This is a genomic window from Parabacteroides goldsteinii DSM 19448 = WAL 12034, assembly GCF_000969835.1.
GTDB lineage: Bacteria > Bacteroidota > Bacteroidia > Bacteroidales > Tannerellaceae > Parabacteroides > Parabacteroides goldsteinii.
In genome coordinates this window covers 459,133-472,428 of the sequence record NZ_KQ033912.1, presented here as the reverse complement: position 1 = coordinate 472,428, position 13,296 = coordinate 459,133, and the positions used below count along the sequence as shown (strand labels likewise).

Below are 13,296 nucleotides of genomic sequence, written 5' to 3'. Positions count from 1 at the left end.
GGTGAGTTTTATTAACTTTGTATGAATAAACTGCGTTATAGGCAAATGTCGGGTGAAAGTTTATACATTAGGTTTAATTCATTAAATGTACTATCATACTATCATTTTCTAGTGTATGATATTGTTTTCCAGTTGATTAATGTATGATAGTAGATGCTTTTAACTATCACTTATCTATCATTTAACTGTCATTTTAACAGGGTTTTAACTAACGGTTAGTCTTTTTTTGACTATAAAAGCTGTTCATTACTGCTGTATACGGTACCTTATCATTCGTCGGCCTACCAGCTTTTTATACCAAAACTATGATTTAACTTCACTCGGATAAAGACTTTTTGTTGCCAGGATGCCCGTCTCACCTGATTTTACACCCCCATCCTGACGATGCTTACACCCGGGTGTCGATGATATCAAGACCCGGGTGTCAAGCAATAGTTTTTACTATCTTGCTGAAAATTAGTTATATATTTACTGAAAATAGCAAACTGTCTTCCCTGCTTTTTAAGCAGGGTAAGCTGGTTACTCCCTCCAAGGTTTCATTATTGACATCTGTCACTTTACTGGAAACTTTGATTTCTGTTTGCTGTGCATATAAAGGATAAGCTAGTAATCCTAAAAGCAGTATCTGAATGATCTTTTTCGTCTTCATATTTTTGTCGTTTAATAATTTATCAGCAAAGCTATGGGGTGGGGAAGCGGGTTTCAAATAAGATTGACGAATTGCTTGTTTTTTGAGGTGAATTGCGGAATTCATATAAGTTCACTACATTTACACTATTGAAACGAAGATACACATGGATACTGATTTTATAAACATAACAACAGCAAATCTTGCCGATGAGCATTTATGCTGCATTATCCGCACTAAAAAGCTACATCCGGGTGTTGAGGCAAAGCGTCAATGGCTTTCTGACCGGCTGAATGAAGGTCATGTCTTTAGAAAGTTAAATGCGAAGGCAACGGTTTTTATCGAATATGCTCCTTTGGAAACAGCCTGGGTTCCCATAATCGGGGATAACTATTATTACCTCTATTGTTTATGGACTTTGGGTAGTTGCAAAGGGAAGGGGTATGGAAAATCATTGATGGAATATTGTATAGCCGATGCCAAAGAAAAAGGTAAATCCGGTATCTGTATGCTCGGGGCAGAAAAACAAAAATCCTGGCTTTCCGACCAGTCATTTGCGAAGAAGTTCGGCTTTGAGGTAGTCGATACTACCGATAACGGATATGAATTGCTCGCACTTTCTTTTGACGGAACAATGCCGAAGTTCGCGCAAAATGCAAAAAAGCTGGAAATAGAAAGCAAAGAGCTGACAATTTATTATGATATGCAGTGTCCTTATATCGATCAAAAAATTGGGATTGTCAGACAATATTGCGAAATGAATGATGTCCCTCTATCATTGATTCAGGTGGATACATTACAAAAAGCGAAGGAATTGCCTTGTGTTTTCAATAACTGGGCTGTGTTTTATAAAGGAAAATTTGAAACGGTGAATTTAATACAAGACGTTACCCACCTGAAGAGAATACTTAAGAAATGAAAGTATAATTTTGACTACCTTGCAATAAGAATACTGGTAAAACACATCGAAAATAATTAATTTTGCACCCTTTTTCGGAAGAGCATTATATTTAATTATAAACAAAGACAGACGATGAAAAGATTATTTCCCACTAGCCTGTTTGTGTTGGCTGGTATGCTTTTGCAGCTGGTTGGCTGTAAAGATGATGAAGTATCCCTACCCGATGAAGGTGGTCTTGTAATTGAAGAATTGCCCGTCAGGATGACGGAAGCTGCCTATAATGAGGATAATACGTATTATTTGTTGAACGATGAAGAATCGCCGGATATTTATTTCGATTCGAGCCAGCGCAGTTTCTATGTCACTCAGCCGTTGCAGATTCAATTGGACGACGATCATAATTTCCAACTCCGCTTTTATAGCCCCAGAGCGTTGAAAAACGTAACCATCTGGGCGACTATTGATGGATATGATGAAGAGTTCATGTTTATGTCGCTCGAAAAGGTGCTGCCGTTTCAGCAACTTCGGGTATGTATTCCGTTTGCCACTCAAGACTTGACGGCTTATACCCGTAGCGGAAAAAAGATTCGTATCATGGCAAACCCGTATCTGACGGGAGAAAACATTTCTTTCACGGTAGAGTCTGACGATCCTTATTGGGACAGGTTGCAATCTATTCGTTGCAAATGGCGCATCGCTTTTGGCAGATATAGTGATACTCAGGCTAGCTGGAAATATAAAATGAAGGCTTCGCATACACGTGAAGCTGTAGCTATTGCGCTGAACATGAGCTATATGTTCTCTTCGCAAAAGTTCGAGAAAGCATTGTATGAGTTTGGACCGTTGCATAGTAACAATGACAGGGTGGAGATCGACAAAAGCGCCTTGTTGACGAGAGTGCTTAATCATGCAGGACTGGTTTTTGGATATACGACAGGAGTCATGGGGCTGGGGGGAGGAACTACCTTCGGTATGCATGAGGTGTGTTATTTGGAGCATTATGCCGACGATAAAAGTATTACGGAGACTATCTTTCACGAATTTGCACACTGTGTCGGATATGGCCATGCCGGAAACATGACATACGAACAAACCGGACCAGGCTGGCCTACTTTGTGTAATAATGTATATGTAGATTTATCGCTGGAGAAAGAACTGCCGGTTTATTCTCGCCGTTTCTTACATACCCGCCGGAGTAAAAACAGGTATTTTGACGATATCTATGTAGCTTCTAAGTATATTATTGAAGATCCGGAGCTGGATGCCCTCGATGGTGGGTTGTCACCGCTACGCGAAGAGAATACTTCTGAGGGAAACGATGGAGAACCTGTTACTTTCAAGCTGGATTATTCAGATGTACCGGGAGCAACAGCAGCTACTTTCCGTCCGAAAGATGTGTTTGCATATGGTGATACGTTGTATGTCGTGAATGATGCCGATAATAACTATAGCCTGGAAGTGTTCAGTATAGCAAACGGTGGTAAGAAGCATTTGGAAAGTATCAAGGAATGGACCTGGGAGGATACCCAGGAAAAATTTGCAGGTCGACCGAATGGGGTTACACGTGCTAACGGAAAGATTTACGTTACTCATGAGGGGAGCCGAACGGAGATTTTTGATGCGGCAGACCATCAGTTTATTACTTGTATCGGTACCGGTAGTTGGGGAACAGGAGTTTCGCAGACTGTTCATGCTTTTGATGTGCTATGTTATAAGGGACTGATTATGATTCATGATAAACGTTATATCGATATTGTGGAAGAACGAATTTTGGAACCGGGGAAAAAGGCTCCGCGTATCTATATCCGTTCCGAACATTTGGGTGAAACCGCCGGTACTTATGGTATGGCAGTAGATGAACAGAGCGGACTATTGTATTCTACTCATCCCTCCAAACGTATAGATATCTTTACTCCTGATGCTATCCGTGAAGGAGTAACATTTAAACGTGTCGATCAGCTGACGTATGCAAATATTCCTTATGCCTTGGATTTTTATGAAGGTCGGTTGTTTGTTAGTTCAAACGGCAAGGAGAAGTTTTGCGAAGTCGATCCGGTGACAGGCGAAATCTTGAAAGATTACACGGTTGTAGGAGATGTCACCTTGCAGGTTCCGGAAAAATTCTGTATTCGCCGTAATACCTTGTTTATGATAGACCGTACAAAGAGCGGAGCGTGTATCTATGCAATCCCTATGAATGAATTAAACTAAGTTGATCCCATAAAAATGAAAGTGAATATGAAAATGTATGTTTATATCTGGTTGGTATTGTTGGGTATGCTGACCATTCGGTGCAGCAGTGATGATATAGGGAACCCGGAGGAGGATTCGCCCGAATATGATAGTTATTGGTATTATTCTTATGAGGCTGCACAGTTAGTTAATGCGGAAACTTTAGGAATGGAAGCCTTGGAGGACTTCTCGCCTTATACTGTAGCACATCTGGGAGATACTCTTTTTGTTGCTAACATAGGAAAGGAAGGAAACAGTTTGTTGGTATTCAATACAAAGGAGGGGCGATTGCTGGATGTGGTGAAATCATGGCAATTCGACAATGAGGAAAAGAATTTCGGGAGTTCGATCGAAGCTATTGTTCCGGCAGGAAATCGATTATATGTTGCTGAGCGGCAGTCGCGCATTCATGTGTTCGAACTACCGGATCTGACTTATGTCACTTGCATTGGAAATGGACAATGGAGTGGTCCGGTATTTCAGGCACAAGCGCTTGCGGTGAAAGATGGCCTTATCTTTGCACGCGACAAGAACGGAAAGGTCAGTATTTATAAAGAGTCGGATGTTACTCAAGAAAATTATCAGAAGATAAACCGTCATTGGCAAGTTTCCGGAAATAACAGTCCGGGTAACAATGGTTTTGCTCCCCACTATATGCAGTTCAATGCAGAAGGGAATATTCTGCTTACAGATTATGAGGGAAAGAAAATACGTGTACTCGATCCGACATTGGTAAATGATGATTTGGTAAACGGAACTTCCATTGATATGGACGAACTGTCTCTTTCTCTTGATTTTAAACCCAAGACGCTTGCTTTGTGTAACGAACGTTGGTATGCTACCGGTGATAACGATGCTATCAATATATATGATAGCCAACAAGGTGAATGGGTGAAAAAAATAAAGACCATCAAAGGATACTCTTTTTTACTGCCTGTTCGTATTTATGCGCAGAATGATTCGGTGTTATGGGTTTCGGATACACATAAATCGATGCAGACATTGGTAAAAATGGTTGTGCATAAAGGAGAGATACGCGAGTAAGTATCTAAGCGTGACAAGCATGTGTTTAGTGGATATTTTCTTAAAAATATATGCTTTCTAATTTGTTGTCTATCAGGTATGGTTGAAATATTGGTGTATTTTTTTTGCTTAAAGTATTGCAGAATTAAAAATAATATCTACCTTTGCACCGCAATCGAGAGAGATTGATTATTCAAGAAGAGGTTCGGTAGTTCAGTTGGTTAGAATACATGCCTGTCACGCATGGGGTCGCGGGTTCGAGTCCCGTCCGGACCGCCAAAAAAGTCTGTTAGTCGTTAGATTAGCAGACTTTTTTTATGTTTGGGCGTTTCGTGTGTTATGGCTTTTTTCATTTTCCAATTACCTATTTATAAAACAGGTTTGTTACAAATCTATACTGTTTGGCAACTTTTCATAAACCATACGGTGATATGTTATGATAATTTGTTACTTTTGCAACTCAATATAAAAAAAGAAAACGGAGAAAGAAAAATGGACGTCGCCATTATTAAGTATAATGCCGGAAATATCTACTCAGTGAATTATGCACTGAAACGATTGGGCGTAAGTCCTGTGATAACAGCGGACCCGGAAGTATTAAGTAAAGCAGATAAAGTGATCTTCCCGGGTGTAGGGGAGGCACAAACGACAATGGCTCATCTGCAGGAACATAAACTGGATGCTGTTATTAAGGATCTGAAACAACCCGTATTGGGTATTTGTCTGGGTATGCAATTAATGTGTCGTCATTCTGAGGAAGGAGATGCAGAGTGCCTGGGGATTTTTGACACGGAAGTAAAGCGGTTCATTCCCCACCGTCATGAGGATAAGGTGCCCCATATGGGATGGAATACTATAACTCAGGTTAAAGACGGTTTATTTACCGCACAATTGGAGAATAAATTTGTTTACTTCGTACATAGTTATTATGTACCCGTAAATGAATATACGGCTGCTACCACTAATTATATATTACCGTTCAGTGCTTCGCTGCATAAGGATAACTTCTACGCAACGCAGTTCCATCCGGAGAAAAGTGGTTCGGTCGGTGAAGTAATTCTGAGGAACTTTCTAAAACTGTAAGAGAATATGATCGAGCTTATCCCTGCAATAGATTTGATAGATGGCAAATGTGTCCGCCTGACGCAAGGCGATTACGATACCAAGAAGGTGTACAACGAAGATCCGCTGGAAGTGGCGAAGATGTTCGAAGCGCATGGCATCCGTCGTTTGCATGTAGTGGATCTGGACGGTGCCCGTCAGGGACGGATCATCAATTACCGTGTGTTGGAAAGACTGGCGACACGGACCGCTTTGGTGATAGACTTCGGTGGCGGACTGAAGCAGGAAGATGATCTGGAGATCGCTTTTGAAAGCGGTGCGCAGATGGTGACCGGCGGAAGTATCGCAGTGAAGAACCCGGAAGTTTTTACTTCCTGGATTACCAAGTTCGGAAGCGAAAAGATTATATTAGGCGCTGATGCGAAAGATAAAAAGATTGCTATCAGCGGGTGGGAAGAAACTACTGATAAGGAACTGATCCCTTTCATCGAGGGGTATTACGACAAAGGAATCACAAAAGTGATCTGTACGGATATCAGCCGGGATGGAATGCTGCAGGGACCGGCTATCGGATTATATAAGGAAATACGGGAAGCATTACCTTTTATATATATTATAGCCAGCGGCGGCGTCAGTTCAATTGAAGATATAGAAAAACTGGCTGAGGCGGGAATACCGGCGGTAATTTTCGGCAAAGCCATCTACGAAGGAAAGATCGATTTGAAAGATCTGCTTCGTTTTACGTGAAACAAAGGAGAAATCAACGTATGCTAGCCAAGAGAATAGTGCCCTGTCTGGATATTAAAGATGGAAAAACAGTAAAAGGTATTAATTTTGTAAATTTCCGCGATGCAGGAGACCCTGTGGAGTTGGGAACGCAATATAGCCGGGAAGGAGCTGACGAACTCGTCTACCTGGACATAACCGCTTCGCATGAAGGACGTAAGACCTTCACCGAACTGGTCAAAAAAGTAGCTGCAAATATCAGCATCCCTTTTACTGTGGGCGGCGGTATTAACGAATTGAAAGATGTAGACCGTCTGTTGAGTGCCGGTGCCGATAAGGTATCCATCAACTCGGCGGCACTGCGCAACCCTTCGTTGATCGAAGAGATCGCGAAGAACTTCGGAAGCCAGGTCTGTGTCGTGGCTATCGATGCAAATTATGAGAATGGCGACTGGATCTGTTATCTGAACGGCGGACGTATCCCGACAGAGAAACATCTTTTCCAGTGGGCGGCCGAAGCTGAAAACCTGGGAGCCGGAGAGATCCTGTTTACCAGTATGACACACGACGGTGTGAAAGACGGTTATGCAAACGAGGCGTTGTCGACCCTGGCGGACAACCTGCATATCCCGGTCATTGCATCGGGTGGTGCCGGAAAGATGGAACATTTCCGTGATACATTCGCGGCAGGTAAGGCGGATGCGGCATTGGCTGCCAGCGTATTTCATTTCGGTGAAATCGGCATAGCCGACCTGAAGCAGTATCTGAATAGGGAAGGAATCAATGTAAGAATATAATTACAAGAATAAGATGAAATTAGATTTTGAAAAAATGGGCGGACTTATCCCGGCAATCGTTCAGGATAACAATACCAACAAAGTATTGATGCTGGGTTTTATGAATGAAGAAGCCTATGAAGAAACAAAGGAAACCGGTAAGGTGACCTTCTTTAGCCGTACAAAGAACCGTTTATGGATGAAAGGCGAAACCAGCGGCAACACCCTGCAGGTGGTTAGCATGATGGTGGATTGCGACAATGATACGATCCTGATCAAAGCCAATCCCGCCGGTCCGGTTTGCCATACAGGTGCTGATACCTGCTTCGGCGAAAAGAATGTGGAAGATATCATGTTCCTGAAATATTTGCAGGACTTTATCGAACAGCGCCGTCAGGAAATGCCGGAAGGCTCCTATACGACCTCCCTGTTTTTGAAAGGTGTGAACCGTATGGCCCAGAAAGTGGGAGAGGAAGCGGTTGAAACTGTGATCGAAGCGACCAACGGAACGGAAGACGGCTTTATCTACGAAGCATCCGACCTGATCTATCATCTGATCGTATTACTCACCAGCAAAGGACTTCGTCTGGAAGACCTGGCACGCGAATTAAAGAAAAGACATAAAGGATAAATTACTATGGAAGATACAACACTGCTCAGACTGGATGGCGTAGAAATCTGCCGCGATGAAAATGTCATATTGCACGATGCCTCTTTTACCTTGTGTAACGGGGAGTTTGTGTACGTCATTGGAAAAGTAGGCTCCGGAAAGAGCAGTCTGTTGAAATCCTTGTATTGCGAAATCCCCATCAGTCAAGGCGATGCCTGGCTGTTGGATTACAATCTCTGTAAGATGAAACGGAAAGATATCCCGTATCTTCGCCGTAAGCTGGGGATTGTGTTTCAGGATTTTCAGCTGCTTACCGACCGCTCGGTGATCAAAAACCTGGAGTTCGTATTGCGGGCGACAGGCTGGAAGAAGAAGAGCGAGATTAAGGAGCGCATCGACGATGTGCTTCACCAGGTGGGTATGCATAATAAAGGGTACAAGATGCCGCACGAACTATCGGGTGGCGAGCAGCAACGTATCGTCATAGCAAGAGCACTCCTGAATGATCCTAAACTGATATTAGCCGATGAGCCGACCGGCAATCTGGACCCTGAAACAAGCGGCCAGATCGTACAGCTTCTGCACGACATCTGTGAGAAGGGTACGGCGGTGATAATGACTACACATAACTACACGCTGGTGCATAATTATCCGGCCCGTATAGTTAAATGTGAGAATGCACGCCTGGGTGATGTCGGTGAATAATTTTTTATGTAACTTTGCACACGCAAAAGAAGCAAGGAACGAACAATTTAATTATAGGAAAAGAAAATGAAAATTTTAAAGTTTGGCGGTACTTCTGTGGGATCTGCACAGAGAATGAAAGATGTAGCAAAATTGATTTGCACGGGCGACCGTAACATTGTCGTATTGTCTGCCATGTCAGGTACAACCAACTCGTTGGTTGAAATATCCGACTACCTGTACAAGAAAAATCCGGATGGTGCAAATGAAATCATCAATAAGCTTGCACAGAAATATTACGGACATATCGAAGAACTGTACAGTACCGACGAATATAAGCAGAAAGCCAAAGAACTTGTAAAATCTCATTTCGATTATATCCGCACTTTTACTAAAGACCTGTTCACCCTGTTCGAAGAAAAGGTCGTGCTGGCACAAGGCGAGTTGATCTCTACCGGCATGATGAACCTGTATCTGAATGAAACAGGTGTGAAGTCTGTCCTGCTTCCGGCATTGGAATATATGCGGACGGACAAGAATGCAGAACCGGACCCTGTATATATCAAAGAACGTCTGGTTAAACTGCTGAATGAACATAAGGATGCTGAGTTGTATATCACTCAGGGTTACATTTGCCGTAATGCTTACGGTGAAATTGATAACTTGCAGCGTGGCGGTAGCGACTATAGCGCTTCTTTGATCGGTGCAGCCCTCAATGCTGATGAAATCCAGATCTGGACAGATATCGACGGAATGCACAACAACGATCCGCGCATCGTAGATAAAACATCTCCTGTCCGTAACCTGCATTTCGAGGAAGCAGCTGAACTGGCTTACTTCGGTGCGAAGATCCTGCACCCGACTTGTATCCTGCCGGCCAAGTTGAACAATATACCGGTTCGCCTGCTGAATACTATGCAGCCGGATGCTCCGGGTACATTGATCTCTAACAATACTGAAAAAGGAAAGATCAAAGCTGTTGCAGCAAAAGACAATATCACTTCCATTAAGATAAAGAGCGGCCGTATGCTGCTGGCTACCGGTTTCCTGCGTAAGGTATTCGAAACTTTCGAAAACTACCAGACTCCGATCGACATGGTTACTACTTCTGAGGTAGGCGTATCGGTAACGATCGACAACCGCAAACATCTGGAAGAAATTGTAGACGACCTGAAGAAATACGGAACCGTTACCGTAGATGAAGATATGGTAATTGTATGCGTAGTCGGTGACCTGGAATGGGATAACGTCGGTTTTGAAGCCCGCATTGTTCAGGCGATGAAAGATGTTCCGGTACGTATGATATCGTATGGCGGTAGTAACTACAACGTTTCGCTTCTGGTGAAAGCTACTGATAAAGTGAAAGCGTTGCAAGCGTTAAGCGATCATTTATTTAACAACTAAATATATGAGGGCAGCCTTTTCCGGACTGCCCTTTTTTTAATTTATATATAATAAAGTAATATGCTCAAAGGAACATTCCCGATAGATAAATTGAAGGCACTTCCTACGCCCTTCTATTATTATGATGTAAAGTTATTACAGGATACACTGGATATGGTGAAGAATGAAGCCGGCAAATACGGCTATCATGCACATTATGCCGTAAAGGCAAATGCCAATCCGCGAATCCTTTCTATCATAGCTGAAAACGGACTGGGTGCCGATTGTGTAAGCGGCGGTGAGGTTAAAGCGGCATTGGATGCAGGTTTCCCGGCTGATAAGATCGTTTTTGCCGGTGTGGGCAAAGCTGACTGGGAGATCAACCTGGGACTGGATAACGATATTTTTTGTTTCAATGTGGAATCGGCGGTAGAGTTGGAGATAATCGACGAACTGGCTGCCGCAAAGAATAAAGTAGCCTCGGTCGCTCTCCGTATCAACCCGGAAGTAGATGCCCATACACATGCCAAGATCACGACCGGTATGAAGGAGAACAAGTTCGGTATCAACCTGAGCCAGTTAGGACAGGTGCTGGATAACCTGGCGAATCTGAAAAATGTGAAACTGATCGGTATTCATTTCCATATCGGTTCGCAGATCACGGACATGTCGGCTTTCCGTAACCTGGTGATTCGTGTAAACGAAATACAGGAAGACCTGGAAGCACGTGGTATCCGGATCGAAAATGTGAATTTCGGTGGCGGTCTCGGTATCGATTATTATCATCCGAATCATTTGCCGATCCCGGCTTTCGATAATTACTTTGCCGTATTCAACAAATTGCTGAAAGTACGTCCCGGCCAGCAGGTACATTTCGAACCGGGCCGCTCGGTAGTAGCCCAGTGCGGTACATTGATCTCAAAGGTGCTGTATGTAAAGGAGGGCGAGACAAAGAAATTCGCTATCCTGGATGCCGGTTTCACTGAACTGATCCGTCCGGCCATGTATGACGCTTATCACCGGATCGAGAATATTTCCAGTGATGAAGAGGTTGATTTGTATGATGTAGTTGGCCCTATCTGCGAATCATCCGACGTGTTCGGTAAAGATGTAGAATTGAATAAAGCGCATCGCGGAGACCTGATCGCCTTGCGTTCGGCCGGTGCTTACGGCGAGGTGATGGCTTCCCAGTACAACTGCCGCCAGCTTCCGAAAGCCTACTATTCCGATACGATTTAATTGTTAATTAATTATATAGAGAAAGCCGGGTTTCTTTGTTTTTGCAAAGGTTCCCGGTTTTCTTGTTTGTTGTGTTTCCTTTTTTACTACCTTTGTACGATCCCGTCATGTGGGGTGTGGTTTAACTTGAATGTTCGTAAAGATAGAATGTGATGAAAAATAAAGAGTTATATAGCATATTCATAGTTTGCTTGTTGATGATGTCCTCTTGTCTGGGGGATACGAATACACAGATCACCGTAGGGGAGCAGGAAGCTGTGTATCAGACCCGTCCGACCCAGGGCTTCTTTGTTGAGGGCGGGCGTTTCCTTTATGGTACCAATTTAGGCGTAAGCGGGAATAATGGCGATTGTTTTCTGATACAATATTCATTTGATTCGGCTGCTCCTGAGTTACAGAATTCGGATAGTTTGTCTATCGAGTTGATAGAAAATCCTGTTCCTGTGGATTTGTGGCCTGTGGATAAAAACTGGACGGATACAACGGTCGTATTAAAAGACGAGATGCTGACAAAAGCTATCACTGGAAGGGACTTTTATATCAGAGGCCGGCTGTTTTTATGGAGTACCCATACGGTTGTGGAGAACCAGAAGGATAGTTTCATGATAAGCTATAATCCTGAAAACCTGTATACCCAGGAAGACGGCAAACGTATTTACAATTTATATCTGAGAGCGATAGCGAGAATTGAAGTCGGGGAAGGAGAGGAGCTGCCTAAAGGCCAGCAACTGAACCTGGTGAATGCCTTTAGTGTGGAAGAGTTCTATAATATGGTGAGTGCTTTGGAGGAAGAAAAAGGCAGTAACACATTTTCTATAGCGATCAATTATGCTTCTGCTTTTAATAAGGATACGACGGCCTGTATCTGGGACAGGACGGAACCGATAGAATATAAAATTAACAGCAGGACGGAATAAGGAAAAACAGATAAATAGAGGGGATAGGGAGAATACATTCAAATAGAAAAACAGAGAGATGTACAAGGAGATAATTAAATGGGTTATAGCCATCATATCCCAACCGGGGAAGGCCTGGGATATGCTGTCGAGGAAAGAAGAGAAGGGCGACGAGTTCTTGTCGCGCTTTATATATCCGTTAATCGGGCTGGTAACTGTGGCAGCTTTTCTGGGCGTATTGTTTACACGGAAGGAATTTGATGTCGAACTGGCGTTGAAGTCGTCGATCAAGACATTGGTCGCTTCGTTCGGAGGTTTCTATCTCGGGGCGTATTTGCTGAATGAAGCCTGGCAGGGGTTGTTTAAAAGAGAGAAAGACATGAAACTTTGCCAGCGTTTTGTCGGTTATTCATCCTCCCTGATGTTTGCGTTGAACGTCGTACTGATGCTGTTGCCGGAGTTTTTCTTCCTGCGCATCTTTATACTTTATACATTTTATATTGTATGGGAAGGGGCCGGCCCTTACATGCAGGTGGAAGAGAAAGAACGCCTGAAGTTTGCAGGTATAACGACCGTTATCATTTTGCTGACACCGGCGGTGATCGAGTTTGTTTTATTCATGCTGATGCCGGGGTTACGTTATTGACAGTTAGAAAAAGATGAAAGAAAAGATTAGTAATAATATACAGATAAAGAATAAGCGGGCAACCTTCGATTACGAATTGCTCGACACTTTTACTGCCGGGATTGTGCTGACAGGGACGGAGATCAAATCCATCCGCCTGGGAAAAGCCAGCCTGGTGGATACGTTTTGTATCATGGAGAAGGGCGAGTTGTGGGTAAAGAACATGTATATCGCCGAGTATTTCTATGGTACCTATAATAATCACGTCGCACGCCGCGACCGCAAACTGCTGCTTACCAAAAAGGAACTGCGCAAGATAGACAGTGCCGCCCGCAACAGCGGTTTTACCATTATCCCGACCCGTATGTTCATTAATGAAAAAGGGCTGGCGAAAGTGGTTGTCGCTATTGCCAAAGGTAAGAAGGAATACGATAAGCGCGATTCCATCAAAGCCCGTGACGATAAGCGGGAGATGGACAGGGCATTCAAACGGTAAGAAATATTCTTGCCG

General features: G+C 43.4%; 14 protein-coding genes and 1 tRNA gene. 14 read left to right on the top strand and 1 reads right to left on the bottom strand.

Annotated features, from left to right (window positions below; all coding sequences use genetic code 11):
• Positions 1-460: 460 nt before the first annotated feature.
• On the bottom strand, positions 461-754 hold the full coding sequence (locus HMPREF1535_RS02140) for a hypothetical protein (RefSeq protein ID WP_007657427.1): 294 nt from the start codon (positions 752-754) through the stop codon (positions 461-463).
• Between the two features lie 40 nt (positions 755-794).
• Between HMPREF1535_RS02140 and HMPREF1535_RS02135 the strand changes: the two genes are divergently transcribed.
• The 14 genes from HMPREF1535_RS02135 (at position 795) to smpB (ending at position 13,281) form a co-directional block, all read left to right on the top strand.
• Positions 795-1,547 carry a GNAT family N-acetyltransferase gene (locus HMPREF1535_RS02135; protein ID WP_007657429.1) on the top strand — a complete coding sequence of 251 codons (753 nt, stop codon included), beginning with the start codon at positions 795-797 and terminating at the stop codon, positions 1,545-1,547.
• Between the two features lie 114 nt (positions 1,548-1,661).
• A complete protein-coding gene (locus tag HMPREF1535_RS02130) occupies positions 1,662-3,740 on the top strand; it encodes an NHL repeat-containing protein (RefSeq protein ID WP_046145157.1) in 2,079 nt (692 codons plus the stop codon).
• Between the two features lie 27 nt (positions 3,741-3,767).
• Positions 3,768-4,805 carry an NHL repeat-containing protein gene (locus HMPREF1535_RS02125; protein ID WP_046146368.1) on the top strand — a complete coding sequence of 346 codons (1,038 nt, stop codon included), beginning with the start codon at positions 3,768-3,770 and terminating at the stop codon, positions 4,803-4,805.
• A gap of 181 nt (positions 4,806-4,986) precedes the next feature.
• Positions 4,987-5,063 (top strand) — tRNA-Asp (locus HMPREF1535_RS02120).
• Between the two features lie 213 nt (positions 5,064-5,276).
• Positions 5,277-5,867, top strand: coding sequence for an imidazole glycerol phosphate synthase subunit HisH (hisH, locus tag HMPREF1535_RS02115; protein WP_007657442.1), 591 nt, complete (start codon positions 5,277-5,279; stop codon positions 5,865-5,867).
• Between the two features lie 6 nt (positions 5,868-5,873).
• Positions 5,874-6,593: a 1-(5-phosphoribosyl)-5-[(5-phosphoribosylamino)methylideneamino]imidazole-4-carboxamide isomerase gene (hisA, locus tag HMPREF1535_RS02110; protein WP_007657444.1), complete on the top strand. Its 720-nt coding sequence runs from the start codon at positions 5,874-5,876 to the stop codon at positions 6,591-6,593.
• A 20-nt stretch (positions 6,594-6,613) separates the two neighbouring features.
• The gene (gene hisF, locus HMPREF1535_RS02105) at positions 6,614-7,369 is read left to right on the top strand and encodes an imidazole glycerol phosphate synthase subunit HisF (protein WP_010802324.1); all 756 of its coding nucleotides are present in this window, start codon (positions 6,614-6,616) and stop codon (positions 7,367-7,369) included.
• A 13-nt stretch (positions 7,370-7,382) separates the two neighbouring features.
• The gene (gene hisIE / locus HMPREF1535_RS02100; RefSeq protein WP_007657448.1) at positions 7,383-7,979 is read left to right on the top strand and encodes a bifunctional phosphoribosyl-AMP cyclohydrolase/phosphoribosyl-ATP diphosphatase HisIE; all 597 of its coding nucleotides are present in this window, start codon (positions 7,383-7,385) and stop codon (positions 7,977-7,979) included.
• A gap of 6 nt (positions 7,980-7,985) precedes the next feature.
• Complete coding sequence (locus HMPREF1535_RS02095; protein ID WP_007657449.1) at positions 7,986-8,663, top strand: cell division ATP-binding protein FtsE; 678 nt, start codon at positions 7,986-7,988, stop codon at positions 8,661-8,663.
• Positions 8,664-8,729: 66 nt separating this feature from the next.
• Positions 8,730-10,046 (top strand): aspartate kinase, encoded by a 1,317-nt coding sequence (locus HMPREF1535_RS02090; RefSeq protein WP_007657450.1) that lies wholly within the window; start codon positions 8,730-8,732, stop codon positions 10,044-10,046.
• 60 nt (positions 10,047-10,106) lie between these two features.
• Complete coding sequence (gene lysA, locus HMPREF1535_RS02085) at positions 10,107-11,264, top strand: diaminopimelate decarboxylase (RefSeq protein ID WP_046145156.1); 1,158 nt, start codon at positions 10,107-10,109, stop codon at positions 11,262-11,264.
• Positions 11,265-11,416: 152 nt separating this feature from the next.
• Complete coding sequence (locus HMPREF1535_RS02080; RefSeq protein WP_007657453.1) at positions 11,417-12,181, top strand: hypothetical protein; 765 nt, start codon at positions 11,417-11,419, stop codon at positions 12,179-12,181.
• Positions 12,182-12,239: 58 nt separating this feature from the next.
• Positions 12,240-12,806, top strand: a complete 567-nt coding sequence (locus HMPREF1535_RS02075; RefSeq protein ID WP_007657454.1) for a YIP1 family protein — start codon at positions 12,240-12,242, stop codon at positions 12,804-12,806.
• A gap of 13 nt (positions 12,807-12,819) precedes the next feature.
• Positions 12,820-13,281 (top strand): SsrA-binding protein, encoded by a 462-nt coding sequence (gene smpB / locus HMPREF1535_RS02070; protein WP_007657455.1) that lies wholly within the window; start codon positions 12,820-12,822, stop codon positions 13,279-13,281.
• Positions 13,282-13,296: the final 15 nt, after the last annotated feature.